The 26,088-nt window shown below is 41.1% G+C and carries 30 protein-coding genes; 14 read left to right on the forward strand and 16 right to left on the reverse strand.

Annotated features, from left to right (window positions below; all coding sequences use genetic code 11):
- The first annotated feature begins 252 nt into the window (after positions 1–252).
- On the forward strand, positions 253–5,358 hold the full coding sequence (locus MN869_RS18000; protein WP_243308898.1) for an Ig-like domain-containing protein: 5,106 nt from the start codon (positions 253–255) through the stop codon (positions 5,356–5,358).
- Between the two features lie 225 nt (positions 5,359–5,583).
- Here the strand turns inward: MN869_RS18000 and MN869_RS18005 are convergent, their stop codons facing one another.
- Positions 5,584–5,919, reverse strand: a complete 336-nt coding sequence (locus MN869_RS18005; protein ID WP_004804274.1) for a TIGR01244 family sulfur transferase — start codon at positions 5,917–5,919, stop codon at positions 5,584–5,586.
- A 122-nt stretch (positions 5,920–6,041) separates the two neighbouring features.
- Between MN869_RS18005 and MN869_RS18010 the strand changes: the two genes are divergently transcribed.
- The 4 genes from MN869_RS18010 to MN869_RS18025 are packed head-to-tail and all read left to right on the forward strand — an operon-like array spanning position 6,042 to position 8,290.
- Complete coding sequence (locus MN869_RS18010; protein ID WP_243308899.1) at positions 6,042–6,938, forward strand: alpha/beta hydrolase; 897 nt, start codon at positions 6,042–6,044, stop codon at positions 6,936–6,938.
- A complete protein-coding gene (trxC, locus tag MN869_RS18015) occupies positions 6,939–7,376 on the forward strand; it encodes a thioredoxin TrxC (RefSeq protein WP_171553472.1) in 438 nt (145 codons plus the stop codon). It begins immediately after the preceding gene.
- A 1-nt stretch (position 7,377) separates the two neighbouring features.
- Positions 7,378–7,794, forward strand: coding sequence for an acyl-CoA thioesterase (locus MN869_RS18020; RefSeq protein WP_171548552.1), 417 nt, complete (start codon positions 7,378–7,380; stop codon positions 7,792–7,794).
- A gap of 16 nt (positions 7,795–7,810) precedes the next feature.
- On the forward strand, positions 7,811–8,290 hold the full coding sequence (locus MN869_RS18025) for a GAF domain-containing protein (protein WP_243308900.1): 480 nt from the start codon (positions 7,811–7,813) through the stop codon (positions 8,288–8,290).
- Positions 8,291–8,344: 54 nt separating this feature from the next.
- On the opposite strand, the gene MN869_RS18030 is transcribed toward MN869_RS18025, so the two are convergent.
- From MN869_RS18030 to MN869_RS18040, 3 genes are all read right to left on the reverse strand, one after another.
- Positions 8,345–8,848: an ester cyclase gene (locus MN869_RS18030; RefSeq protein ID WP_243308901.1), complete on the reverse strand. Its 504-nt coding sequence runs from the start codon at positions 8,846–8,848 to the stop codon at positions 8,345–8,347.
- A gap of 67 nt (positions 8,849–8,915) precedes the next feature.
- Complete coding sequence (locus MN869_RS18035) at positions 8,916–9,410, reverse strand: DUF4442 domain-containing protein (protein WP_243308907.1); 495 nt, start codon at positions 9,408–9,410, stop codon at positions 8,916–8,918.
- A gap of 14 nt (positions 9,411–9,424) precedes the next feature.
- Positions 9,425–9,913: a YajQ family cyclic di-GMP-binding protein gene (locus MN869_RS18040; protein WP_004655922.1), complete on the reverse strand. Its 489-nt coding sequence runs from the start codon at positions 9,911–9,913 to the stop codon at positions 9,425–9,427.
- Positions 9,914–10,003: 90 nt separating this feature from the next.
- Here MN869_RS18040 and MN869_RS18045 point away from each other — a divergent pair, with 90 nt between their 5' ends.
- Complete coding sequence (locus tag MN869_RS18045; protein ID WP_004804287.1) at positions 10,004–10,318, forward strand: rhodanese-like domain-containing protein; 315 nt, start codon at positions 10,004–10,006, stop codon at positions 10,316–10,318.
- 85 nt (positions 10,319–10,403) lie between these two features.
- On the opposite strand, the gene mnmC is transcribed toward MN869_RS18045, so the two are convergent.
- The 4 genes from mnmC to MN869_RS18065 are packed head-to-tail and all read right to left on the reverse strand — an operon-like array spanning position 10,404 to position 13,720.
- Positions 10,404–12,302: an FAD-dependent 5-carboxymethylaminomethyl-2-thiouridine(34) oxidoreductase MnmC gene (mnmC, locus tag MN869_RS18050; protein WP_243308909.1), complete on the reverse strand. Its 1,899-nt coding sequence runs from the start codon at positions 12,300–12,302 to the stop codon at positions 10,404–10,406.
- Between the two features lie 17 nt (positions 12,303–12,319).
- Positions 12,320–12,778, reverse strand: a complete 459-nt coding sequence (locus tag MN869_RS18055) for a hypothetical protein (protein ID WP_243308911.1) — start codon at positions 12,776–12,778, stop codon at positions 12,320–12,322.
- A 3-nt stretch (positions 12,779–12,781) separates the two neighbouring features.
- Positions 12,782–13,084, reverse strand: a complete 303-nt coding sequence (locus MN869_RS18060; protein ID WP_171553467.1) for a YciI family protein — start codon at positions 13,082–13,084, stop codon at positions 12,782–12,784.
- Positions 13,085–13,108: 24 nt separating this feature from the next.
- Positions 13,109–13,720: a septation protein IspZ gene (locus tag MN869_RS18065; RefSeq protein WP_004655913.1), complete on the reverse strand. Its 612-nt coding sequence runs from the start codon at positions 13,718–13,720 to the stop codon at positions 13,109–13,111.
- Between the two features lie 45 nt (positions 13,721–13,765).
- Between MN869_RS18065 and MN869_RS18070 the strand changes: the two genes are divergently transcribed.
- Positions 13,766–14,629 carry a PHP domain-containing protein gene (locus tag MN869_RS18070; RefSeq protein ID WP_243308912.1) on the forward strand — a complete coding sequence of 288 codons (864 nt, stop codon included), beginning with the start codon at positions 13,766–13,768 and terminating at the stop codon, positions 14,627–14,629.
- 136 nt (positions 14,630–14,765) lie between these two features.
- On the opposite strand, the gene MN869_RS18075 is transcribed toward MN869_RS18070, so the two are convergent.
- Positions 14,766–15,659 (reverse strand): LysR family transcriptional regulator, encoded by an 894-nt coding sequence (locus tag MN869_RS18075; RefSeq protein ID WP_243308913.1) that lies wholly within the window; start codon positions 15,657–15,659, stop codon positions 14,766–14,768.
- Positions 15,660–15,762: 103 nt separating this feature from the next.
- Here MN869_RS18075 and MN869_RS18080 point away from each other — a divergent pair, with 103 nt between their 5' ends.
- Complete coding sequence (locus MN869_RS18080) at positions 15,763–16,809, forward strand: aldo/keto reductase (RefSeq protein ID WP_243308914.1); 1,047 nt, start codon at positions 15,763–15,765, stop codon at positions 16,807–16,809.
- 45 nt (positions 16,810–16,854) lie between these two features.
- Here MN869_RS18080 and MN869_RS18085 read toward each other — a convergent pair whose 3' ends face one another.
- Entirely contained in the window at positions 16,855–17,766 is a 912-nt protein-coding gene (locus MN869_RS18085; RefSeq protein WP_004655906.1) for a bestrophin family protein, read from the reverse strand.
- Positions 17,767–17,810: 44 nt separating this feature from the next.
- Positions 17,811–18,533, reverse strand: coding sequence for a DNA repair protein RadC (gene radC / locus MN869_RS18090; RefSeq protein ID WP_016543076.1), 723 nt, complete (start codon positions 18,531–18,533; stop codon positions 17,811–17,813).
- A gap of 196 nt (positions 18,534–18,729) precedes the next feature.
- On the opposite strand from radC, the gene coaBC reads away from it, so the two are divergent.
- From coaBC to MN869_RS18120, 6 genes are all read left to right on the forward strand, one after another.
- On the forward strand, positions 18,730–19,986 hold the full coding sequence (gene coaBC, locus MN869_RS18095) for a bifunctional phosphopantothenoylcysteine decarboxylase/phosphopantothenate--cysteine ligase CoaBC (protein ID WP_005319215.1): 1,257 nt from the start codon (positions 18,730–18,732) through the stop codon (positions 19,984–19,986).
- A 154-nt stretch (positions 19,987–20,140) separates the two neighbouring features.
- On the forward strand, positions 20,141–20,518 hold the full coding sequence (locus MN869_RS18100; RefSeq protein WP_243308915.1) for a cytochrome b562: 378 nt from the start codon (positions 20,141–20,143) through the stop codon (positions 20,516–20,518).
- 167 nt (positions 20,519–20,685) lie between these two features.
- Positions 20,686–21,531: a methylated-DNA--[protein]-cysteine S-methyltransferase gene (locus tag MN869_RS18105; RefSeq protein ID WP_243308916.1), complete on the forward strand. Its 846-nt coding sequence runs from the start codon at positions 20,686–20,688 to the stop codon at positions 21,529–21,531.
- Positions 21,518–22,255: a 2OG-Fe(II) oxygenase gene (locus tag MN869_RS18110; RefSeq protein ID WP_243308917.1), complete on the forward strand. Its 738-nt coding sequence runs from the start codon at positions 21,518–21,520 to the stop codon at positions 22,253–22,255. Before MN869_RS18105 ends, MN869_RS18110 begins: the two co-directional genes overlap by 14 nt.
- Positions 22,256–22,259: 4 nt before the next feature.
- On the forward strand, positions 22,260–22,505 hold the full coding sequence (locus MN869_RS18115; RefSeq protein WP_243308918.1) for an Ada metal-binding domain-containing protein: 246 nt from the start codon (positions 22,260–22,262) through the stop codon (positions 22,503–22,505).
- Positions 22,492–23,100, forward strand: a complete 609-nt coding sequence (locus MN869_RS18120; RefSeq protein WP_243308919.1) for an alpha-ketoglutarate-dependent dioxygenase AlkB — start codon at positions 22,492–22,494, stop codon at positions 23,098–23,100. Before MN869_RS18115 ends, MN869_RS18120 begins: the two co-directional genes overlap by 14 nt.
- A gap of 12 nt (positions 23,101–23,112) precedes the next feature.
- Here MN869_RS18120 and MN869_RS18125 read toward each other — a convergent pair whose 3' ends face one another.
- The 5 genes from MN869_RS18125 to rsgA all read right to left on the reverse strand — a co-directional run bounded on the left by MN869_RS18125 (position 23,113) and on the right by rsgA (position 26,022).
- The gene (locus tag MN869_RS18125) at positions 23,113–23,601 is read right to left on the reverse strand and encodes a hypothetical protein (protein WP_243308921.1); all 489 of its coding nucleotides are present in this window, start codon (positions 23,599–23,601) and stop codon (positions 23,113–23,115) included.
- Positions 23,602–23,689: 88 nt separating this feature from the next.
- A complete protein-coding gene (gene secB / locus MN869_RS18130) occupies positions 23,690–24,148 on the reverse strand; it encodes a protein-export chaperone SecB (RefSeq protein ID WP_004804306.1) in 459 nt (152 codons plus the stop codon).
- A 32-nt stretch (positions 24,149–24,180) separates the two neighbouring features.
- On the reverse strand, positions 24,181–24,441 hold the full coding sequence (gene grxC / locus MN869_RS18135; protein WP_004804307.1) for a glutaredoxin 3: 261 nt from the start codon (positions 24,439–24,441) through the stop codon (positions 24,181–24,183).
- Between the two features lie 11 nt (positions 24,442–24,452).
- Positions 24,453–24,869 (reverse strand): rhodanese-like domain-containing protein, encoded by a 417-nt coding sequence (locus MN869_RS18140; RefSeq protein ID WP_004804308.1) that lies wholly within the window; start codon positions 24,867–24,869, stop codon positions 24,453–24,455.
- A gap of 94 nt (positions 24,870–24,963) precedes the next feature.
- The gene (rsgA, locus tag MN869_RS18145; RefSeq protein ID WP_243308922.1) at positions 24,964–26,022 is read right to left on the reverse strand and encodes a ribosome small subunit-dependent GTPase A; all 1,059 of its coding nucleotides are present in this window, start codon (positions 26,020–26,022) and stop codon (positions 24,964–24,966) included.
- Between the last annotated feature and the right edge of the window lie 66 nt (positions 26,023–26,088).

The raw sequence follows: 26,088 nt of genomic DNA on the forward strand, positions 1-26,088 counted from the left end.
ACTTGCCATGTGAGAGTAAGTCATCGCCAGCTTTTAAATCTAAACACCCCCTCCGCTAACGCAGAGGGGGTGTTTTTTATGGCAAAAAAAAATTAGATAAAAATTAAACATATTAATGTTAAGCAGTTCACTTTCCTAAAGAATAAAGCTGGTATTACGAATTGATAAAATATATTATTTCGAGTAAATTTTTGTACAAAAGTCTTAATCGTATTGTAAGGCTAAATATTAAATAAGATGGAAATTATTGTTATGACATATTTCAAGGGTTTAAAAAAAATCGGGGTAAATACGACAGTATTAGCAACTTCTGTTGCATTGGTCGCTTGTGGGGGGGGCGGTGGTGGATATTATGGAAATAATAATTCATCTGGGGATAATAATAGTAATGGAAATAATACAGGGGGCAATCAGTCGGAAACTGATACTTCGAAAGTAGCAGATAGTCTTAATATTATATTGCAAGATACGGAAGGCAAGACTTTACAAATTGCACAGGACAATAGTCAGGTTAAAGTTGCTGTTAAAGTTCTGAATGTCGATAAAGGTGGTGTTGCTGGTAAAGATGTTCGTTTAAGCATTTCTGATCCTGATAAACTAGGAGTAGAAAGCACCAATTCAAAAGTAACTTCTGATGCAAATGGCGTTGCAGTATTTACTTTGAATATTCCTATGTTACAAGCTGAAGCCGGTAAAGTTCAACTCACAGCTGTTGTTGATGGTACAAAGATTTCTATTCCATATACTTTAAATATTAAAAAAACAACTACGATTGTCAGTGATTATAATCTAAGCGTTCCTCAAGGGGCGATACTAAATTTACCAAATGGTTCTGTTGAGCTTCCTGTAGTTGTTACGGATACTAAAGGTGGAGCAAAAGCAGGACAGACGATTGAATTAAGTCTTCCTCAAGAAATGAGTGGGAAGTTTGTTATAGAGCCAGGTTCATCTTTTACAACTGATGCGCAAGGTAAAGCAATATTTAAAATAATTCCAAATGCAGGACTTACGGTTAGTGATATTTCAAAATTTATTGGAAGTTCACAAAAACTAACGTTTAAATTGATTGATGAAAATCGTGCTGAAAAGCAAGAAGTGGCTTCTTTAACTTTTAAAGATACCTCTAAGATTGTTAATGTTTTAGAGGTTATTACACCAGAAGCTTCGATTAAAGCAAAAGCAGGTACGGCAAAAGTTCGTGTCTTTGCTAAAAATAGTAATGGTGATGTTTTATCAAATACTAAAGTAAAGTTAGCTGTTGATGCTATTGCAGATTCTTATGGTGTGAAACTTGATAAGGTAGAAGCGATAACCAATACACAGGGTTATGCAGAATTTATGCTAACTAGTAATTCAGATTATCCAATCGCTTTAGCTCAACATGGAATTGAGCTTACAGCGACTTATACTGAAAATAGTCAGAATATTAATGGTAAGGCAACCGTTCAAGTTGTAACTGCAGATGAAACAGTTGAAGATCAAGAAGCAATTCAACGGTTAGAAGTTGCCTCATCATATAAAGTTAATGCTGTTGATGATGTTGTTGAAGTTAAAGTCAAAGCAGTTAACTTTAAAGGATTAGGAGCGTCAAAGGGTAAAGTAACACTAAGTTTAAATTCGGAAGCTCAATCAAATGGGGTAACGTTTGACGGCGCTGCAACTCGTGATGTAAATGAAAATGGCTTTGTTATCTTTAAATTAAGAACAATTGCTTCAATACCAAAACCGACACAAAAGACAATTGATGCGCTAGTAAATGCTGGAATTACTGCAACATTTAAGGCAGAAAATAATGTTGAGAATAAAATAGAAATTTCTGTAGAAGATGCAGCAATTTCGACAGAGGCTCTACAATATTTGCAGATAGATCCTATTCTTGAATCATTTGATCCGAAAAAAGATCAAACAATTACAGTTAAGGTAAAAGCTATTGGTATTAAAGGTAGCCCATTAAAGAATGAGAAAATTATTTTTAATTTTTCAAATGAGCAGTTACAACGTTTAGGTTTAAGCTTGAAGGATCAGGCCGAGAAACAAACGGATGATACCGGTTATGCTACTTATACTTTTGAATATAAATATAATACAAAATCTGAGCAACAAGATGCTGCAAATGAAGGAATTATTTTAACATTTTCTTCTCTCTCTAATTCTGCAAAGACACAACCAGTTCAGTTAAATTTTGCTACACGTGATTTGCCAGAACTTGATTATTTATCAGTTGATACGGATGGTGTTAAATCTATTGTTTTAGGTGTGGAAAAATTAATTACAGTAAGAGTAAAAGCAGTTAATAAACAAGGTAAGGCATTGATTAATCAAGAGGTTGGTTTAAGCATTACAGATAGTATTTCACTCACAAAAGGAGTGTCATATGGATCACCAACAAAGGTTACAACTGATAGCAATGGTACTGCTATATTTAATTTAAAAGTTAAACCTCAAAATCAAAGCGATTTTAATACTTTAATGCAAGGTATTGATATAAAGATTACTCCTACTGGAGTTGCTGATACTAAATCTGTTTCGAGACATATTGAGTTATCGGCTTTAACTGTTGATGCAGAGGTGGATAGCAAAGTTGAACAGTTGATGATTGATCCAATTGTGAATGCTTATAGCTCGGTACAGAATCAAAATATTGTAGTTAGAACAAAAGCATTAGACAGTAAAGGTAATCCTTTAGTTAACGCACGTGTAAATATTACGCCATCATTATCGAACGCTGATATGAAAACGTTACAGTTAAGCTTAGTGAGCCAAGCTGAGCAGATAACTGATGCTGAAGGTTATGTAACATTTACATATAGTTATAAATATGATGGCACACCACAGCAGGCAGTATTAGCACACTCAGGTGTGGAGTTTACTGTAAGTTCAGCAATTACAAATAAAATAGATAAAGTTGGGATTAAGTTTAGTTCATTGCCGAAAGTATTGGATTATTTGAATGTAGCTATATCTAATTATGCTGTAACTTTAAATGGTAAGGCTAAAGTAATTACCATCACAGTAGATGCTAAGGATATAGATGGTAATGTATTGCCAGGGCAGATCGTTGGAATTGGTTTAAATGAAGCAGCTTTGCCGAATGGTGTGACATTTCTTACCCCGACTTCAAAGGCCACTGATAGTAATGGTAAGGCAACATTCCAAATTAAGATTGATCCAAAAACAGCAACTCAAATAGATAATTTAGATGCAAATGATTTGACTGTTGCAATTGTGGGTAAACGCCCAGATGGTACACAGTATTCAGCAGTACAGAAAATTGAGTTATCTAAACCTGCTGTAGTACTTCAAAATTTGGCCAATCTAGAAATTACTTCTGTGAATCCGAACCTTTCAGTTTTAGGTGGTGAAACGCGAGTTAAAGTAGTCGCAAGAGATGCAGCAGGTAATGCAATTCCGAATACACCAATCACAGTTGCTTTATCTTCTTTAGTTTCTAGTCGCGTGTCATTAAGTGGTGTACCTACAACAACTAATAGTAAAGGCGAAGCTGAATTTACTGTCACTGTTTCAGAAGGTAAATATGATGAGAGCCTGATCAAAAATGGTATTATTTTTGCCGTTGTTGGTACAAATTTGAATAATGGTGATCGTTTACAACAAACGAGCTCAATTGGTATTACTGCACCTGCAAATGCATTAAATCCACGTCTGACAGCAGACGTAAAAACAGTAACTGCGGGACAAACTGTAAAAGTTTATGCTTCTGTTAAAGATGAAATGGGGCTTAATACTGCAGCAGGCACTCCAATGCGTTTAAGCCTAAATTCAGAAGCGACTGCTGCTGGCGTAAAATTATCTAGCGAAGCTGTAGTTGTGCAAGCAAATGGTTCAGTTGCAGTAGATTTAATTATCCCTAAAGGGGTTAGTTCAGCTACATTAAGTTCTATTGTAGTGACTGGAGCAATTCGTGACCCTCGTGGTAATGAAATTCCAACGAATTTAACGTTCACTGTTCAGGATGCAATCAATCCATATCATTTAACAATTGATAGTAATCGCGTATCACTAAGTTCAGCAGGAGATACTGCGTTAGTTACTGTGAAATTACTAGATAACAATCAGGGTGGGGTTGCAAATCAACCTGTAACTTTATCTATTGCTGACCCTAGAACGGCCACTTCAATTAAAGGATCATCACAGATTGTGACGAATGAGTTTGGTGAGGCTGTATTTGAACTTTCAATGAAAGCCGTTGCTGGTTTAGTCGCTCCAATTCCAAATATTGTACTGACGGCAACTCATACCAATGAAAATGGTGTGGCAGTTTCACAGAATTCACAGCTTTTAGTTCATACTCCGACAGCCCTAGCACCGCAACTTGATTTAAAAATTAAGGCATCTAAAGATAAGTTAAATGTTCGTGGTGATGCTGTAGATGTTTCAGTCCTTGTTACTGATATGAATGGCTCAAGCCAATCAGGTAAGGCGGTTACTTTAACAATTCCAGCTTACCAACAAAATGGAGCGTATATTAAAGGAGCCTCGACACTTGAGAGTGATACAAATGGTTGGGTGAAATTTACTGTAGTAATAGACGAATCTTTACGCGCAACGGGTTATGATTTTGTAACGAACGATCTAGTTGTTGAAGCTGTAGTAAAAGATACTCAGAATACAGAACGTCGTCAAAGTTATACAGTAGATGTTGTCCCATCAGAGGCTCCTGTAACGATTGGCTCAATTGATGTTAATGTGAATCCAACACAAATTGGCTCAACCAATAATGGTATTTATTATACTTTAGAAGGTTCTGTTCAATTATTGGATGTAGATGGTAAACCTGTCGCAAATCAGGATGTAGTATTAGATACTCGTCCGACATCATATTCATTAGGGAAGTGGCTGTTTGCTATTCAAAAAGATCCTTGGGATCGAACAGTAACCCCATTCAAACTAAAAGGTGAATATCCATTTAATGATTTAAAAGCTTGGGTTAAGCCTGGAGATGATTACTATGCATTAAGTGGAGCTACTCCAGATTTAGGTACAACAAATAATACAGTATACGGTTGTGCAATTAATCCAGCTTCTACTTCATGGGTAGCAAATGGTAAAGCGTTACGTGTTGTCCGTTTGATAGGTAGTGACGCAAATCATCCTGCAACTGCTACTTACCGCACAGATAACTATGGGCGTTTTGACTTCCAAATTGAATACCCTAAAGCAAATGCACATTGGTTGAATGTCCAAATTGGTGCAAAAGCAACTCTTGCGCAAACCCCAGTTCGTGGCTATACCAATTTTACTTTACCTGCATTGAAATCTGATTTTGCTACGGATGGTAGTTATGCACCAAATGAAACTAGTCCTTACAATACTCAGTCAATGATATGTTCTGACTAAAAAAAGAATAAAAAACAGCACTTCGGTGCTGTTTTTTTATAAACTTGTACCTACACTCACTGTCGCTGTCGGGCGAACTTGGAAAGAACTACAAGCTGAGATAGAGAGAATACATAACAGGACAATGGCGAGTTTTGACATGGTTCTTGATCTATTGAAAAAGAACCATCATCTTATAAATACAAAGGTTTAACTATTTGGATCAGGTAATAAAATGTAATGAATTTAATCGTCCAGTAAATCCATTTGTTTAGCAATCTGATATAAATTATTTGAACGGTTACCAGTACGGCAGAACATTAAAATTGGTTTTGGCAGTTCATTATAATGATTGGCGAATGTACGGACATCGAGTTCAGTGATTTGCCCGGCAACAACGGGTTGATAGACATAGTCTAGACCTGCACTGCGCGCAGATTCTTCGATTTGGGCACTTGTAGGTTGTTCAGGACCACCTTCCAGATCTGGACGGTTATTAATAATCGATTTAAATCCTTTTTCAACCACTTGCTCAACATGCTCAGGGCCAATTTGACCTGCAAAACCAACATTCTCTGTCATCTTGTCACTCCAAAAACAAACAAAACATTTTATGCTCTATCATAGCATTAAGCTCGATCTTGAGTTTAAATGTCTATAGTAAATAAGTGATGATAATTAAAAGATAAGGCAATGGAGCGCGCATGCATACCTATACCGTTGAGCCGTTGTATGTTGCAAGTGGTGATGAAACCATCGCTGCGGATTTCTATCTACCCAAAACTAATATTAAACCTGCCGTGATTATCATGGCGCATGGCTTTGCGGGTTTGCGTCAATTTAAACTGGTTCAATATGCGCAGCGTTTTGCTCAAGCAGGTTATGCTGTGATTTTATTTGATTATCGCTATTGGGGTGGTAGTACAGGGAAACCACGTGAATTGGTTTCACTCAGTGCTCAGCTTGATGACTGGAAAACCATTGTTCAATATGCTTCGAATTGCAGACTGATTGATAGTCGACGGATTATTTTATGGGGAACTTCACTCAGTGGTGGATATGCCTTAAGTCTAGCAACAGACCTGAAAAACATTCAGGCGGTCATGGTGCAAGTCCCCTATGTTGATGGGGCTGAGACGGCCAAGCTTTACCCTCTACAACGTTATCCTGAAGCATTAAAGCGTTCCAGTCAGGATTATATGGGCTCTAAGATGGGCTTGGTACCTAAAACCTTACCTGTCGTCGATCAATATCGGCTGTGTTTCTTACCCACCTCAGACAGTTACTACGGATATCACTCGATTGTAAATCCAGATTATTACTGGAGTGGGGAAGTTCCTGCGCGAGTCTTCTTTAATTTAATGCGTTATCGACCAATCCAGTTTGTACGGAAAATTAATATCCCTGTTTTATTTATTGCAGCAAAGCATGACACGTTGATTCCAATCGCATCGAGTCGGGAAGCTGCGACCAATATTGCGCCATTTGTGAGCTATCATGAGTGGGAAATGAAACATTTTGATGTTTATCATGGTTCTTGGTTTGAAAAAGCAGTCACAACCCAATTAGAATTTTTACATCAACATATTGGAGTGATGTAGATGATTATTGTCTGTGCATCATGTGGTGCAAAAAATCGTGTACCCGAAGAAAAGTTAGCGGTTCATCCAAATTGTGGGCAATGTCATAAAGCGTTATTGCTATTAGAACCGATTGAATTAAATGAACAAAATTTCAGTAACTTCATCAGCAATTCAGATCTGCCGGTACTGATCGATCTATGGGCAGAATGGTGTGGTCCTTGTAAAATGATGGCACCTCACTTTGCTCAGGTCGCTAAGCAAAATCCATATGTAGTTTTTGCCAAAATTGATACCGAAGCCAATCCGCGTTTAAGTGCAGCTTTTAATGTGCGCAGTATTCCGACTTTGGTCTTGATGAATAAGACCACCGAATTGGCAAGAATCAGTGGGGCATTACGTGCACCCGAATTACAGCAATGGCTAGACCAGCAATTACAGCAACACCAAGGACATTAACATGAGCGAACGCCCAACTCATCCAGAAGGGACTTTATCACTACAAAACATTGCCATGCCAGCAGATACCAATTGGAGTGGTGATGTTTTTGGCGGCTGGATTGTCTCTCAGATGGATCTCGCAGGAGCGATTCATGTTGAACGTTTTAGTAAAGGTCGTTGTGCGACGATTGCGATTAATCAGATGACCTTTCTGGTACCTGTTAAGGTTGGGAATGTGATTAGCTGTTATACCAAAATTTTGAAAGTTGGCAGTAGTTCAGTACAAGTCCAAATTGAGGTATGGAACAGTCATGATGACTCCCGCGAACCAGTGCGTATTACCGAAGGTGTATTTACCTTTGTTGCGGTGGATGTGAATGGCAAGAAACGTTTGATCTCAGAAGAGATTAAACAGGCATTTGCCGCAACACTATAACTGAGTATCTCTAAGCATGGCAGAAGAATTAGTTTTACAGCAAGGTCATAAGGCTGAGCAATATCAAAGTATCCTTCCTCAGATTCAAGCGATTGTTGAGGATGAGTCAGATGTAATTGCCAATCTTGCCAATATCTGTGCAGCATTAAAACAGCAATTTGGCTGGTTTTGGGTTGGCTTTTATCTAGTCAAAGATAATGAATTGGTGTTAGGCCCATTCCAAGGCCCAATTGCCTGTACCCGTATTGGCAAAGGTCGTGGCGTGTGTGGCGCAGCTTGGCAACAGCAGCAAGTGATCGTGGTACCTGATGTGGATCAGTTTCCAGGGCATATTGCTTGCAGTTCTGCATCAAGATCGGAGATTGTCTTGCCAATCATGAAAAATGGTCAGTGTGTTGGTGTGTTGGATGTCGATAGTGATGAGCTGAATCAGTTTGATCAGATTGATGCGGAATATTTGCAGCAGCTGATGCTGATCATTGAAAAATTTATTTAAGTATTTAAAAAATAAAGCCCAAATCAGTTTGGGCTTTATTTTTTTGTGTGCTGTTTAAAACATGCTGTTGGCATTCTGGCTCTTTTCAGGAATATTTTGTATGACATCCCAATGCTCTACAATTTTTCCATTTTCTACACGGAATATATCGATAATCGCTCGACCTCGATCGCTGTCATTTTCTGTAGAATGCACATGCAGGACGACTAAATCTCCTTCAGCTATTGCTTTTTTGATGACATTCTTTGCCTGAGGGTTAATGCTAAATTTTTGGCTAAAGAAGTTTACAAAAGGTGCCTTACCGTCAGGTACATTCGGATTATGTTGAATATATTGATCCCCAATATAACGATCGGCATATTGTTTTACTTGGTGTTTCAAGAAAACACCTTCATAAAAATCAGTAACAATTTTCTTGTTTTGTTCAGCTAAAGAATGGATATGTTTTGAGTGCGTTGGTGCTGAAGAATCAGCGGCGAGCACTTGACTAGAATATGTTGCTAGATTGAGTGCGATAAAAAAATGAGAAAGGAAGAGTATTTTTTTCATTTTTATCATCAGAATACAAAGAGTGATCTTTGCATCCTGATGATAATACGGTCACTAGAGTAGCCTAGATCGGTTATTATTTTTTACGTTTTGGTAACCAAGCCCAAAGCATTTGGCATTGGATCGGTTCATTACCAGAATCATCAATCACGGTCACTGGCACCAATAATTCACCTTTATCATTATCTGCAATAAACTTTTGTTGATCTGCTGATAATGTTGCAGTTGCTGTTAAACCGCCTTGAGCAACTTTTAAATAGTCAACATGCAATGATTTGATCAACAGAATTCGATCGTCTGGTACATGTAAACCGGTTAAAAAGCCCGTTGCTGTTTCTGACAATAAAGCCATCGCTGCCGCATGAACGCCTTTAATATGATTCTGCATATTGCGTTGGTTTTCAATGCGAACAGTGACGTGGTCTTTATCCACTTCTAAATAGCGAATATTTGCTGTTCCAACCATTGGAACCACACGACCAAAAGCTTTGCTCCAGAGCGTGCTACGGATGCCTTTTGGAAATTTAGACGTGGTTTTAACCAGCTTATAAAGTCGGTTATCTGTTGCCATAGTGAACCTATTGCTTAATCTTTGAAATTATTAAATTGCAGTGGCAGACCAAATTGTTGTTCACGTAAAAAGTTCATGACTTGTTGCAAAGTATCGCGCTTTTTATCCGTGACACGGATTTTGTCTCCTTGGATAGAAGATTGCGCTTTGATGCCACTTTCTTTAATGGCTTTATTAATTTTTTTTGCGGTATCTGAGTCAAGTCCATCTTTCAACTTGATCACTTGCACGACATTTTTACCCGAAGCAGTCGCTTTTTGTGGGTCTAAAGCTTGTACATCAATTTTGCGTTTATAGAAGTGATTTTCAAGCATGGTATAAACTTGCTCACATTGGAAATCGCTTTCAGTTGAGATTTTGATTTCTTTATTTTTCTCATTTAACTCAATTGAAACGTCTTGTCCACGAAAGTCAAAACGTGTTGCGATCTCTTTTTCTGTATTTTGTACAGCGTGATTAACTTCAAATAACTCTAATTCAGAAACAATATCAAAAGAAGGCATGGTTAGACCTTTACAAAGGGAAAGAATATTTGAGATGCTAAGGGGGTTTTCTTCATTTGCCAAGTGTTGTTTACATCAAAGGAGTGCACAATGATCCGTAAACAAGAAATTACAACATTTGAGTTCCCAGAAGGTGCTGTCATCTGGGATGTCCGAGATACCAAAGCGTATACAGAGGCTCATGTTAAAGGGGCGGTGAATCGTCCAATTACTGATATCACTGCGGATAGTTTGACTCAAGTTGCAGCGGATCAGCCGATTTATATTTTATGTGGTGGCGGAAGTAAAGCACCGCGTGCAGCAGAGCTGTTAGACGGTATGGATGGTTCTCGTGAATATGTTGTGTTAATGGGTGGCACACGCGCAGCGCGTGATGCAGGCTTGCCTTTAGAACAAGGCGCTTAAAGCACTCAAAAGATTGGCCAAAATACAGCTGTATTTTGGCCAATTCAAAATTTTAGATATCAGTTATTTTAAAATTAAAAAATATTTAACCAGAATAATACGGTTTCTTTGCCTTCATCTTCTTTTGAAAACGCTGTGGATTGAGTTTATCCAATAATGATTGCGGAATTGGACAAAGTTCTCCGAGTACTAAAGCCGCTAATACTTCGCTACACAAGGGCGCAAACAAGAATCCTTTTGAACCTAAACCTGCAAAAGTATAGATTTGCTGGTGATTTTGCATTTTTCCCAGCAACGGAAAGTAATCCAGACTTTGTGCACGCACAGACGCACGGCCTTGCCATGTTTCAGTGGATGCTAACTGTTGTGCATATTCAGGGAAAACACTGTGGATAAGTTCGTAGTTATGCACATGGTCTTCTGCTAATACTTCAACATCCTCTCGATTGGGATAAAAAGATGCACCTAAGATCAGTTGCGCGGCATCCAGTTGCATACAATAACCGCCATAACTATAGGCTTGATCTAAAGTTAAAGCTTGCTCGCGATTTTCAACCCAGCTGACTTGTCCACGAATGGGTTTTAACACGGGGTAGTTTTCAAATAGTTCAGCACTTTGCTTGGCACAACACACAATCACATCATCGACTGTTGCGATGAGTTGTTGTTCTTGCCAAAGCTCAGTTTGCTTGTCAACGTTATTTAAGCGAGAAATTTTTGCCTTTTCGATTTTGATATTCGGATGTAGCAAAATTTCATCACGCAGTTGCTGTGGAGAAACAGCCCCTGCCTGATGTAGCGTCAAGCTTGGATAGCCTGTTTCAGGTGTTACATCCTGCTGATCTTGAGTCGATAACACCGCAACAGGATACTGATCCGCTAAGCCGAGTAATTCATCCGCATTTTTTAAAGCTATTTGCTGGACTTGAATGGGTCTAAATGCTTTGAATTTAGGATAAAAATTCAATGCATGTTGCCAGCTCAAGGTCATCAAGTGTTCATGTGCTTGTTCAATTGGACACAGCTTCGGATTGAGTAGAGCAAGGGGATTGCCTGATGCACCTGAGAGAGGCTCATTTTGCTCGTAAACGGTGACTTGATGGCCACGCTGGGCAAATGCCCATGCTGCGCTTAAACCAGCAATTCCCGCGCCAATAATCGCAATCTGGCGTGGTATTGTTTTCAATGCAGCTTGCGAGCTTGCATGGTTTTGTTCTGAATCAGCTTGGTCAGATGTTGTGGATGACGTATCTAACCAAATGGCTTTCAGCATTTCACGTTTATGACCGAAACCTCGTGGGCGGCTAATGTGCACACCATGTTGTTTCAGTCCCCGTTTCAGTACACCAGCAACACTAAAGGACGCAAAGGTCGTTCCAAACTCAGATAAACGCACCATGTGATTGAGTACATTTTCCTGCCACATATCTGGATTGCATGATGGGGCAAAACCATCGAGAAACCACGCATTCACGGCTTGGGTTTTCGGGATACTTGGAAAAATATCCTGAGCATCACCCAACCATAAATCAATACTAAAACGTTCTTCTGGAAAACTTAAGCGATGGCAGCCCGCGATAGGCAGGGGATATTGCTGAATCAGCTGTTCTGCAAGTGGCTTAAGCTCAGGCCAGACATTCAGTGCACGAATCAGATCGACTTTATTCAGTGGAAATTTTTCAACACTGATGACATGTAAGTGGCTGTGATTATCTGGACGAACCTGCTGCCAAAGTTGCCACAGGGTCAGAATGTTTAAGCCTGTACCAAAACCTGTTTCGCCAACACAAAAGTATTGGAAATCTTTTAGTTCTGATAGGCGTTCAGTTAGGTCATTACCATTTAAAAACACATGGCGTGTTTCAAGTAAACCGTTATCTTTGGAAAAGTAGACATCGCCAAACTGTTTAGAAATGGGAACTTCGATACCATCGACCAGTTCCCAGTCTAATTCGGCTGTTTGTAATTTTGCAGATTGAGACATAAATAAAATATTGGGATTTACCACTGACGACGGCGTTTAGTGTGAACATAACTGGCAAGTAAGAAGCCGAGAATGACGCCCACAGCAATGGTCATTGCGCCATATAAAAACATTTGCGCACTGCGTTCACTTTGTAACACTTGAACTTGTACGGTCAGGTTGTCATTTTTTAACTGTAATTCTTGGTTCTGCGAAAGTGCTTCTAAATTGGCATGTTCCAGTTGTTTCAAGCGGCTAGCTTGATCTTGAATCATAGCTTTGACTTTTGCATCTTGCTGCTGTTTGGCTTTGGCAATTTGTTCAGCGGTCAACGGTTTGGCTGCTGCGGTAGTTGCATTGGCTGGCGCAGCAGTTGTGGCATTGGGTTGCACTGGGGCTGTGTTGGCTGCTGGTGCCGCAGGTGTTGTGGGCTCAACTGCCCATGCAGTAGAACTAAATAAACATAAAGCCAATACGCTTTTTACGACAACTTGCATGATTTACCCTTTTGGAAAAGCTTTGTTGAAAGGTTTTACCTCAATATTTGAGTAAATCCCTTCTTTTAAAAATGGCTCTTCCTGAATCCAAGCATCTAAGGATTCACGACTATCAAACTCGACAATTATAGTACTGCCAAAAAAACCAGCTTGTGGATCATTTGGATCTTTCGGATGTGCACCTGCCGCAATTAAACGTCCCTCATCATCTAACTTTTGCAGACGTTGAATATGTTGTGGGCGGGTGGCTAAACGTTTTTCCAAAGTACCTTCGCGATCAGTACAAGTCAGCACAAAATATGGCATGGCAGTAGCTCGATGATTTAAAATCTATTCAGTGGTTTTAAAATGCTTTCTTAAGAAAAACAGTATAGCAGCTAGGTAACTGATAGAAACGATAATATCGCCGAAAGCGGTGAATTCGCCCCAATATTTTCCTTGCATGTAGACAAAACCAAAGAAGAAATGCAAAGCCGCAAGCAAAAAGAATTGTCCACACCACGCCCAGTTCAATTTGATCCAACCTCTTGGGCTAAGTTCTAATAACGAGCCTAAAAGTTTTTGGATAATTGGCATACGTTCTTTATTAAATAATGGCGTCACCAAGAAGCCTAATCCAATGCCGATATTGATAATGATGGCTTTCATTTTGATGTAGGTCACATCGCTGAAAATCAGTGTGATTCCACCAAAAACGACCGACATGACGACAATAAACCACTGCATTTTTTCCAATTTAAATTTTTGGAAAAAGAACAGGCAGCCATACACCACAAGCGTCGAGATCAGTAATGCACAAGTTGCAACAAGAATATGATTTTGATCGAGATTTCCTGAACTACCCACCAGCTGTAGCAAAGGATGATGACTATCTTTAGGATCGGTGGTTTTATAAAAATAAAAGAAGATAATAATCGGTAGATAGTCGAGCAACGCTTTCATGTTACAGTACGATGATGAAATAGGTCAGATAGCATAATACAAACCATGTTCGGTGTCGATTTACACACACATACACTCATTTCCGATGGTACCTTCTCTCCAGAGCAACTGGTACAGACGGCTGTCGACTTAAAAATTCATACTCTTGCCATCACAGACCATGACACCATGGATGGCTTGCTGCGAGCAAAAGATTATGCACAAGCACATGATATTCAAATTATTTCTGGGGTAGAAGTTTCCAGCCAGTGGTCTCGACCGAATACCAAAAAGAGTTATGGGGTGCATATTGTTGCCTTGAATATGCAAGATGACGCGCCGATCAAAGCCATGTTGGAACAGCAGAAAAAAGTCCGTGCTGAACGGGCAAAAGTGATTTGTCAGCTCTTAGAAAAATGTATCGATTTTGATATTTATCCTGATGTGATTGCCCAAGTCGATGGGGAAGCAGATCGTGTCACCCGAACCCATATTGCCAAAGCCTTAGTCGAAAAAAATATTGTCAGTCGCCCGCAACAGGCCTTTGACCGTTTTCTGAAAGAAGGCAAAAAAGCCTTTGTGAAATTTGAAGGTATGGGACTTAAAGAAACCATTGATGTGATTCATGCCAGTCAGGGTTTCGCCGTGCTTGCTCATCCGACCCGTTATGACCTGTCTGCCACCAATATCCGTTATTTGATTGAGCTATTTGCTGAATCAGGTGGTGATGCCGTGGAACTACCGCCCAGTATCGAACCTGCTTCGACACGTCAAATGGTGGATCGAATGATTCAGCAATTTGATCTAGCGGTTTCGATTGGCAGTGATTTTCATGGCGAGAATATGCCATGGATTAAATTGGGACAGACACCACGGCTTAAAGAGGGGCAGCAAGGGATTTGGGAACGCTTTCAATCCCCCGTGATATGAAAAAATTAGAACTTTGCCTCATCCTTATTTTTTTCATGCTGCTTGTATGGGGTGTGCAATGGATGTTTCATGGTTTTGCAGGAGTATAGTAATCACTGTTGCAAGGCTAAGATTAGTCTGAAGGACTAATGTTTTATCATTCACGCTGCTGAAAGTAATCAATTAAATAATCTAAAAAATGCTGCACTTTTGGCGCGATCAGCTGCCGATGTGGGAACACTGCATAAATTGCCGTTGCTTCAACAGGAAATTCCGGCAAAATCTGCACCAGTTTACCTGTCGCAAGTTCATCCGCCACATGCCAGATCGAATGATTGGAAATACCAAGACCGGCTAAGGCGGCTTGTCGAACACCTTCGCCTGAATTTGTTGCAAAATAACCCTCGACATGAACCTGTTCAACTTTCCCTTCGGCATTGACCAAGTGCCAGTGATTGGTGAGACCTTGACCATGCTGCTGCAAGATACAACGATGCAATTTGAGTTCTGCCAAGCTATGGGGCTGACCATATTTTTCCAGATAGTTGGGGGAAGCGCAAAGTACACGTGGATTGGTACTCAAGCGTTTGGCGATCAAGCTGGAACTTTTTAACTGACCAATGCGAATGGCCAAGTCCATGCCTTGCTGAATTAGGTCGATGTTTTGATCATTTAAATCTAAGTAAATCTTCAGTTCAGGATGTAAGTGGGAAAATCTGGCAATCACGGGCATTAACACCTGAGTACCAAACGTAGCTGAGGTGCTAATCCGTAAAGTCCCTGTTAAGGCTTGATTTGGGGAGGTGAGAGCTTGCTGTAAATGAACAAAATCGTTGATCCAGCCACGTCCATGCTCCAGTACGATTTTACCTTCCTCTGTTAAAGTCAATTTTCGTGTGGTGCGATGAAATAAACGCAGTTGTAGGTTTTGTTCTAAACGTTGTAATTTCTGACTGGCCACCGACACCGAGATATTGGCGTCCTGTGCGGCTTTGCTGATCGAACCCAAGTCTGCAACACGAATAAAAAACTGAAAATCTTCTGTATTCATTATCAATAAAATCAGAAAAGTATTTCTTAATTATCGTGGTTTTTCGAATAAATCCCTAGTGCTATTTTTGTACTGAAGCAATCACAGCTTGAAGAGACAGGTCATGAAATATCATTTTTTAGGAAACTCGGGTTTAAAAGTTTCAGAACTGGGATTTGGCGCAGGAACCCTAGGTGGGCAGGGGCAAATTTTCTCTGCTTGGGGGCAAGCCAGTCAAACAGAAGCCAATCAAATGATTCGTGCTGGTTTAGATGCGGGTATTAATTACTTTGATACGGCTGATGTCTATTCTGATGGAGAATCTGAACGAATGCTGGGCAAGGCTTTGGCATCTGAACGTCAACACAATATTATTTCCACTAAAGTTGGGATTCGTAGTTCAGATCATCTAAATGATGCTGGATTTAGTCGGCGTTATTTATTGTCGGCAGTTGAACAGTCATTAACTCGCTTGGGAACGGATTATATTGATGTATTACAGCTGCATCAGTTTGATAGCTTCACCGCATTACCACAATTAATGAAAACCTTAGATGAGTTAGTGCGTAGTGGCAAAGTTCGTTATATCGGCGCGTCTAATTTTGCAGGTTGGCAACTGATGAAAGCCCAAGCGATTGCGGAGCAATATGGCTATGAAAAGTTTGTGGTCAATCAGGTCTACTATTCATTGATTGGTCGTGATTATGAATGGGAGTTGATGCCCTTAAATGATGACCAGCACATTGGCGCAGTAGTGTGGAGTCCGTTGGGCTGGGGCCGATTGACAGGTAAATTTGATCGCGAGAATCCGATTCCAGCACAGAGCCGTTTACATAATACCGCACAATTCGCGCCGCCAGTCAATGAGGCACATCTCTATGCTGTGATTGATGTGCTCAAACAGATTGCAGCAGAAACTGGCTATACGGTTCCGCAAATTGCCTTAAACTGGTTATTACAGCGTCCAACGGTATCGAGTGTATTGATTGGCGCGCGTAATCAAACTCAACTGCAAGATAACCTTGTTGCCAAAGATATTCAGCTATCGATTGAACAGAGCGAATGTTTAAATCAGGTCAGTGCGATCTATCCGCCCTATCCTTATTATCCCTATTGGAATGGACAGTTCACTGAACGCTTTAAGTCCATCGTCCCGTCACAATTTATTTAACTGATGTTAAGCTGAAAAAAATGCCCTCATTGCAGGGCATTGAAATTAGAGTAAGTTATGGTCATGCGCCTGAATTGGCGGCGGGGTTGGGCGACCTAAAGTTCCAAGTAATTCAATTTCAATTGAACGTACCATCGCATCCAGCGGTAAGTCATTGCTTTGTGTGCCGAAAGGTTCTTCAATTTCAGTACTTAAAGCATCCAGACCTAAGAAGGTATAGGCTAAAATACCCACCAGTAACGGTGTCACCAAGCCCAATAACGAGCCGAGACTGAATGGCAGCATAAAGCAGAAGAAGTACACGGTACGATTCAGTAAAACCGAATAGGCGAATGGAATTGGAGTATTTGCGATCCGATCGCAGCCAGTTTGCATTTCACTGAGTGCTGCAACATGGCGGTTCATCTGGGTATAAATAATATCCGAGATTTCGCCTTCTTTCATGGCTTGTAACAGTTCCCATTGAATTAGGCTCAAGGTGTACTGCGGCGCATTATGCTGTTGATAAAGTTGCGTCAATGCTTGTTGACTCAGACCGCTGGTTTCTGTCAGCTCGGTTGGATTGGCGGTTTGATGACGCAGACGATCACGCAGTACATTGGCAAACACAATCACGTTTTGAATAATACGTTCACGACGTGCTTGGGTCAGGACGCGGCAATCTCGGTCAAAATGGCGCGCAGTGGCAATCAACACCCCCCAGAGTTTACGTGCTTCCCACCAACGGTCATAACAGGCGGTATTCTTAAATCCCAAGAAAATGGACAGTACCACACCAATCAAAGTGAAGCCGACCAAGGGAATTTCAGGGAAACGATACAGATTGACATACTCGACCCCACCTATGATGGCCGAGATCAGCATGACGAAACCAAGTGAGGGCAAAATTTTGGGTAAAATCGTTCCTCGCCATGAGAATAAAACTTTAAAAATACTCGGCTGGTCACGGACAATCATGTTATTTGAATCATTAATTTTATGTCTTGATATTCCTGTTTGATTTAAGCTTTGTCAAGGCGAGATTGCTTGGTTTTAATAGGGTTGAGTAGTTGTTGTTCAGAAAATGAAAAATAGCCTTCAGCTGAAATAATAAAATGATCAATCAAGTGAATTTCCAGCAGTTTGCAGGCTTGTTTGAGTTGTTGGGTCAGATAAATATCTTCTGTTGACGGTTGTGCTGTTCCATAGGGATGATTGTGTGCCACCACAATTTGGCAGGCTTGTTGTTGCAGGGCATAGCGTAAGGTTTGGTTCAATGAAACAGTGCAGGAATGATGTGAACCAAAGAATAGCTTTTTAAAATGTAATTTTCTCAGTTCGGCATCTAAACACAGCACCGCAAAAACTTCCTGTTTTTCACCTTGCAATTCATAACGTAAATAGTCGAGCACTAAGGTTGAAGTATCCAGACAAAGCCGCTGTTGCTGGAAATGATTATTCAGATAACGCCGTCCAAGTTCCTTCACGGCCATCAGCTGTGCATATTTAGTGGAGGCTATGCCATTAAATTGTGATAAATCTTCAAAATTGGCATCAAATATCAAATTAAGTCCGCCAAAATGTTGAATCAAAATACGCGCCAATTCCACTGCAGAGTGCTGTTTTGAACCTGAACGCAGAAAAATTGCCAGCAGTTCAGCATCGGATAAGCTTTGCGGTCCTTGGGACAAAAGTCGTTCTCTTGGGCGCTCTTGTTCAGGCCAAGTTTTAATAGATTGATTCAATCGTTAATGTCCCTTTGATTTTATTGTGATTATTTTTTTAACGGGCAAAAATAATTGCACGTCTTTTCCTTTTATATTGTGTCATGTCAACACGATTTTCGATTATAGTCAGTGCTGAAATGTTGAGGGTGCTACTTGGGTATCCACTTATTTAATGCTATTGTGAGCGCCACTGCAACAGTAAGGTATCCTGTTTGTGAGCTTCGATCTAAGTGTTATTCCCCATAAAAACATTATTTTAGCGGTTACAGGTGGTATTGCTGCCTATAAAAGTGCCATCTTGGTGCGCCGTTTAAAAGATTTCGGTTTTGATGTCCGTGTGGTCATGACCCATGGCGCACAAGCATTTATTACCCCACTTACTTTTCAAGCACTTTCAGGCAATCCTGTGCATACCGAATTGCTTGATCCTGAAGCTGAAGCAGGCATGGGACATATCGAATTGGCACGTTGGGCCGATTTGGTTCTGGTTGCACCTGCCAGCTGTGACAGCATTGCAAAATTTGCCAATGGTTTGGCAGATGATCTGCTCAGTACGCTATATCTGGCAACCAAAGCACCAGTTTGGGTTGCACCGGCAATGAATCAGCAAATGTGGGCAGCAAAAGCCACACAACGCAATTTGCAAACTTTGGTTGAGGATGGCGTGCATGTGATCATGCCAGATGCAGGCGAGCAAGCCTGTGGTGATGTCGGTCTAGGGCGTATGCCTGAACCTGAAGATCTAGCGCGCCAAGTTGCAGCCTATTTCCATAAAGCGCAACGTGCCTTGGCCGAAAAATTCGGTTTGTTAGCTGGAAAGCGAGTCACCATTACCGCTGGCCCGACCCGCGAAGCGATTGACCCGGTCCGTTATATTTCCAACCACAGTACTGGCAAAATGGGCTTTGCCTTGGCCGCAGCGTGTTATGCAGCAGGGGCAAAAGTCACGTTGGTGGCAGGCCCTGTCAGTTTGGATACGCCGAATGGTGTGCAACGTATGAATGTGAGTTCTGCCATGCAGATGCTTGATGTCAGCATGAACCAACTGAAAGACGGCTGTGACATCTTTATCGCAACCGCAGCGGTGGCGGATTATCGTGTGGCACAAGTGGCTGAGCACAAGATTAAAAAAGCAGGTGATGAGCTTGCGGTGGCGTTGGTCAAAAATCCAGATATCGTGGCGACCATTGCACAGCAGGAACAACGTCCATTCATGGTTGGCTTTGCTGCTGAAACGCAAAATGTTGAAGAATACGCTGCTGGTAAACTGGTAGCGAAAAAACTGGATATGATTGCCTGTAATGATGTGTCACGTCCAGATATCGGTTTTGCCTCAGATGAAAATGCCATGACCGTGTTCTTTGCCCAGTCTTATCACATGAAAAAGCGTGAGCTGGAAAAGGCATCAAAACAAGAGATTTCGCAGCAATTGGTTGAGTCGATTGCGGATGCTTTACGCCGTCGCTTATAAAACCTAAACACGATCTTTTTTTATCAAAATGCAACGATTCCGTTGCATTTTTTATGTATGCTAAATCAGCAATCGCCATTGGTGCTTTGAACAAAGCACGATGTTTTGCGCCAAGAAATTAAGCCATAGCCACAGTTTTTGATAGGATATCCTAATGATTAAAAAAACTTTAGCCACCGTTGTGATGTTATCCGCGTTTGCATTGAGCCATACGGCAATGGCTGCGGGTTTAGAAGATGACATGAAAACGCTGGGGAAAAATTATAAAGCGTTTAACCAAGCTGCAACGCCACAGGCGGCAACAGCTGCTTTGGATAATATGCGTGCTGCTGCGACCCATTCAAAACAATATAAGTTGGCGCCGAATACCACTGAAAAAGTGCCAGCATCTACTGCTTTATTCGACCAGATTGTCGGGGAAATTGATAAAGCCAAATTGTTGGTGCAAGCAGGCAAGCTGGATGAAGCTAAAAAACAAGGTAAAAAGATTGCTGAATTACGTGACCAAGGACATAAGTATTACACCCATTAATCTATAAAGATTGGTCATCGAAATGATAGCGCCGTATTTCAAGAAGTACGGCTTTTTTATCGGGATTTGAGACACTACAAAGACAAAACGAAGACTGAGCATGATTCAGATTTTCACAGAATGGCAAAGTTGCTACAGTGAAAACATGAATGATGAGAGGTGATGATATGTCCTCACAACAACGTAATTATGAACGCATTGCTCAAGCGATTCAGTATATTCAACAAAACTTTCAGCAACAGCCGCAACTGGATGAAGTGGCAGCACATATTCATTTAAGCCCAGCGCATTTTCAGCGTTTATTTACCGAGTGGGTCGGCACCAGTCCAAAAAAGTTTTTGCAGTATATAAGTGTTGAACATGCCAAGAAGATTTTAAAACAAGAGCAGGGCAGTATTTTTGATGCAACCTTTGCCACAGGACTGTCCAGTACCAGTCGATTGCATGATCTGTTTATTCAAATCGAAGGGATGACCCCAGCCGAATATAAACATGGTGGACAGAGTCTCACGATTCATTATCAATTCGCAGAGACCTTGTTTGGTGAAGTGTTGATTGCATCCACACATAAAGGTATTTGTGCACTGAGTTTTGTGGAGAATCGGGCTGATGCCTTGCAACAGCTAACAGCACAATTTCCTCAGGCCGTGATTATTGAACAGAGCGATGCATTTCAACACAGTGCTTTGGCCCTGTTTCAAAAGGATCAACCTCAACTGGCAGAGATTAAACTACATTTAAAAGGCACCGAGTTTCAGCTGAAAGTATGGCAAAGTCTGCTCAAGATTCCGATGGGGCAGCTCTCAACCTATGGTGAGTTGGCCAAAGCCATTGAGCATCCCAAAGCTGCACGAGCTGTCGGCACCGCCATTGGCAGTAATCCTGTGGCATTTTTGATTCCCTGTCATCGGGTGATTCAGTCTACAGGTGCTTTTGGTGGCTATGAGTGGGGAACATTGCGTAAAACAGCCTTGATTGGTTGGGAAGGTGCACAAACCCATGCAGCCACCTGAATTGACACAAATCCAAGCGGTGATCGACAAGATTCAAGCTGCGGATTGGGAGGCCATCACTGAGCAAATGCACCAACAAGGCTTTGCCCTGATCGAGCAGGTTCTATCGACCGAGTTATGTGAAATGCTGAAACATGCATATCCGCAAACCGAACTGTATCGTAAAACTGTAGAGATGCAGCGTTATCGTTTTGGTCGAGGTGAATACAAGTATTTTACTTACCCATTACCGAATCTGATTGAGCGGATACGGCATGAGATCTATCCATATTTGGTACCGATTGCCAATGCATGGTTTCGGGTGTTGAAGTTAGAACATTCATTTCCATCCTCTCATCCTGAATTTCTACAGCAGTGCTATCAACAGGGACAAACGCTGGCAACGCCACTGATTTTGAAATATGCACAAGGCGGCTTTAATACGCTTCATCAGGACTTATATGGTGAGGTGTATTTCCCTTTACAGCTGGTAATTGTGCTGAGTCAGCCGAATGTGGATTTTAGTGGTGGAGAATTGGTCTTCACCCAACAAACCCCTAGAGCGCAATCTAAGGCCATGGTGATGCAACCACAGCAAGGTGATCTGTTGATTTTCACCACTCAATTTAAACCTGAAAAAGGTAGTCAAGGCTATTATCGGGTCAATATGAAACATGGTGTCAGCCCCATTCATCAAGGGGAGCGTTATAGCTTAGGCATCATTTTCCATGATGCGGTGAGTTAATCTGATGTGGCGACATTGTGAATTAACACAGCCTGAACTGCATCAAAAATTAAAACGGCAGCAGATTCTGTTTGCAGGCAATGCACAGCTTAAAATTTATGGCAGATTGACCTGTGCATCAGGGAAGCGCATGCTGAAAAAGAATCGGGTATTTTTTGTCGATGAGCAAGAAGCAATTGCACAAGGTTTCCGACCATGTGGACATTGTATGCAGCAAGCCTATAAGAAGTGGAAAGATGCAACTATTTGATATTGAAGCTGATCCAAAGCAGAATCATTTGCCCTATGACGGCACGGTACAGTACTACGGCAAAGTGGTGCAGACCGAGGCAGCAGATCATTATTTTGATCAACTGATGCAAAGCATTGCATGGGAAAATGATCAGGCGCTGATCTTTGGAAAGTTATTGACGACCAAACGTAAAGTGGCGTGGTATGGAGATCGACGCTTTGAATATACCTATTCCAATATGAATAAATATGCTTTGCCTTGGACACAGGAATTACTGGAGTTAAAACAACTGGCCGAAGGGTTAACAGGTGAGACATTCAACTCTTGTTTGCTGAATCTTTATCATAGTGGTGAAGAAGGGATGGCTTGGCATAGTGATGGTGAAACGGATTTAAAAAAAGATGGTGCGATTGCCTCATTTAGTTTTGGCGCAGAGCGTAAATTCGCATTTAAACATAAGCAGAGCAAAGAGAAAGTAGAATTATATCTAGAGCATGGCAGTTTGCTGGTGATGAAAGACACTACACAGACTTACTGGTTACATCGATTACCGCCGACCCAAAAAGTCAGTACAGCGCGGGTGAATCTGACCTTTAGAACCATTGTGGAATAAGGCTACTCAATATTAAACATAGTGATAGAGCTCAACATCGGAAAACGTTGCATTAAAAGCTTCAATCAGGCGATTAATCTGCTCAGTCTGGTCGGGAACCAGCATCCAATAAGGATTCTCATTCGAGATCAGCAGCAAGGCCAGACCATGTTGTTCTGCAACGGCATAGATATTGTCGAATAAAATCGCATAGATATGTTCAGCAAAATCAATTTCATTCTGCTGTTCTGGGGCGCTCTCTGCATATTCAGCAAAGAGTTGCTCAACTTCAGTTTCAATACGATTATTCAGTTGTTCAATATCAACTTGGGCTTGTTGTAGTTGATAGCACTTGTCGGTGTCATTGTCATAGTATTCTTTTAACTCAACATATTGAATGTTGGAATGTAAGGTATTGACCCAATTGATAAATTGATGAAAATCGTGTGCATGAGCAGGATAAGGAACCTGTGTCAGTTCAGGAAAGACCTGCTGGCATAGCGGATAAAGTGTTGTGGTCATGGTTTGTTCTCGTTTTATTCGGATCTTTTTTTATTATGATAAAAAAACCACAGCAATTGCTGTGGTTTTTTTGCTTCGCGATTAAAGCTTATGCTTGACCTTGCGCATCTGCATCCGCTTGGAGGCGTTGCATGTTTGCTTCAAATTCAGCATCAAAGTTAATTGGTGTAAGCAGCAATTGTGGGAAGCTACCTTTAGTCACTAAATCATTGACTGCTTCACGTAAGAACGGGAACAGGATATTTGGGCAGTAAGCGCCTAAGATGTATGGAAGGCGATCTTCTTCTACACCATCAACCAAGAAAATCCCTGATTGAGTTACATCAACGATGAACGCAGTTTCATTTTCGTTGTTTGCTTGAACCACAACTTTTAAAGACACTTCATAGTGTGTCGCATCAATTTTTTCTGCAGCAGAAGATAAATTGATGTTCAACTCTGGTTGCCATTGCTTGGTAAAAACTTGTGCACCTGGAACTTCAAAAGAAATGTCTTTGGTATAGATACGTTCTAACGCGAGTTGTGGTTGAACTTGTTCTTCGCTCATTGTTTTTCCTTAAATCTTGGATTTAGATGTTGTTAAGCTAATAATTGGTCGAGTTTGCCTTCACGCTCTAAAGCATAAAGTTGATCAAAACCGCCAATAAATTGGTCTTTGATAAAAATTTGCGGCACAGTACGGTGATTGGTACGTTGCATTAACTCAAGACGAACTTCTGGTGCTTCATTAGAAAGATTAATTTCTTTATAAGCAACGCCTTTACGCTCAAGTAATTGTTTTGCGCGTACGCAATATGGGCAAGAAAGCGTTGAATAAATGGTGACGTTTTGCGTAGTCATTTTATCTCTCCTTAAGCTTTGGTTTTGCTTTTCACTAAAGGTAAGCCTTGAGCTTTCCAGTTGCTAATACCGCCGTCTAAACGGTAGCTGTCGGCATGGCCAACTTTCTGCAATGCTGAGCCTGCAACCTGACCTAAGTTACAAATGAAGACCAGTGGACGATCACTTGCTTTTAATTCATCGATATGACTTGTAATCTGGCTGTATGGAATGTTACGACTACCACTGATGTGTCCATCACGGAAATCTTTTCCATCACGTAAGTCGATCAAGATGGCATTTTTTGCCTTGACCAAAATACCTAGAGATTGTGGTGAAATTTTACGACCATTGCGTTGCCCTTCTAAAATAAAGAACAACACGATTAACACGCCGAGCGCACCAAATAAGAAGGGGTGATTCCCCATAAACTCTAACCAGCGTTCCACAAGTCACCTAAAGTTAAAATCAAAATTGACCCTGAGTATAACTTATCTCAATGGTGATCAAAATCTTTAGTTCAAGGGCAAGCAGCGAAGAAAATTAACTTTTTTGCTGTGCTTCCTGAATTTCATCCAGTAAACGTAAATAGCTGTCTAAACGGCGCGGCAAAATTTCGCCAGCATCAACCGCTTGTTTCAGCGCACAATTTTTCTCATGTGTATGGGTGCAGTTACGGAACTGACACAGCCCTAAATGTGCTTCAATCTCTGGAAAACCGGTACGAACCTTTTCTAAACTGAGATGCCACAGCCCAAATTCACGAATCCCTGGGGAGTCAATCAACGCACCGTTTGTTCCAAATTTAATCAAACGTGTTGAGGTTGTAGTGTGCTGACCCAGTGCCGAGTTCTCCGAAATGATATTGGTTTTCTGTGCGGCATCGGGAACGATGGTATTAATCAGTGAGCTTTTTCCGACACCTGATTGTCCCACGAAAGCCACCGTTTCATTATCAATGCGGTTTGAAAGCACAGATAAGTCACCTTGTGAATGACAAATCAAGGTTTCATAGCCTAAAGATTCATATTCGCTGAGCAAGGTGAGAATCGGGTCATTTTCAGTGAGTAAGTCGGATTTATTCAACACCAATAACGCTGGAATATTGGCATCGGCACAGGCCACCAGATAGCGGTCAATTAATGTTGGCGCAGGTTCTGGCAGCGGGGCAAATACAATCACAATTAAACTGATATTGGCTGCCACAGGCTTCACTTTGTGATAGCGATCGGGGCGGGTCAGTAACGATTGTCTTGGATAAATCGCGGTGATAATGCCCAAACCCGTAATTGGATCAGCCTGCCATTTAACCCGATCGCCTGTGACCAAAAGTTCTAGGTTGGTACGGGTATGACAACGCCAAACGCTGTCGAGTTCAATTGGTTTCCAGAACGGTTCTGGTTCGCCTTCAGCCACGTGTGGTTTTTCAGGGTGCTGTTCAGGCACAGATAAAGCTTGTACTTCGAGTTGACGACCATAATGCTGAACAACCAGTCCATCCAGATCTTGCGATGTATCAATGTCGTCTTGACGTGATTTATGCTGTTTCTCAATACGACGTTGCTGTTGTTCGGTTAAACGACGCTTACGAATTAAAGCCATTCATATCCCAAAAAATCCACACTTTGAAGACCGCAAAAATAGCACGAAGCCACTATAGAATTACAG

It is taken from the genome of Acinetobacter sp. NIPH1876, assembly GCF_022808535.1.
GTDB lineage: Bacteria > Pseudomonadota > Gammaproteobacteria > Pseudomonadales > Moraxellaceae > Acinetobacter > Acinetobacter higginsii.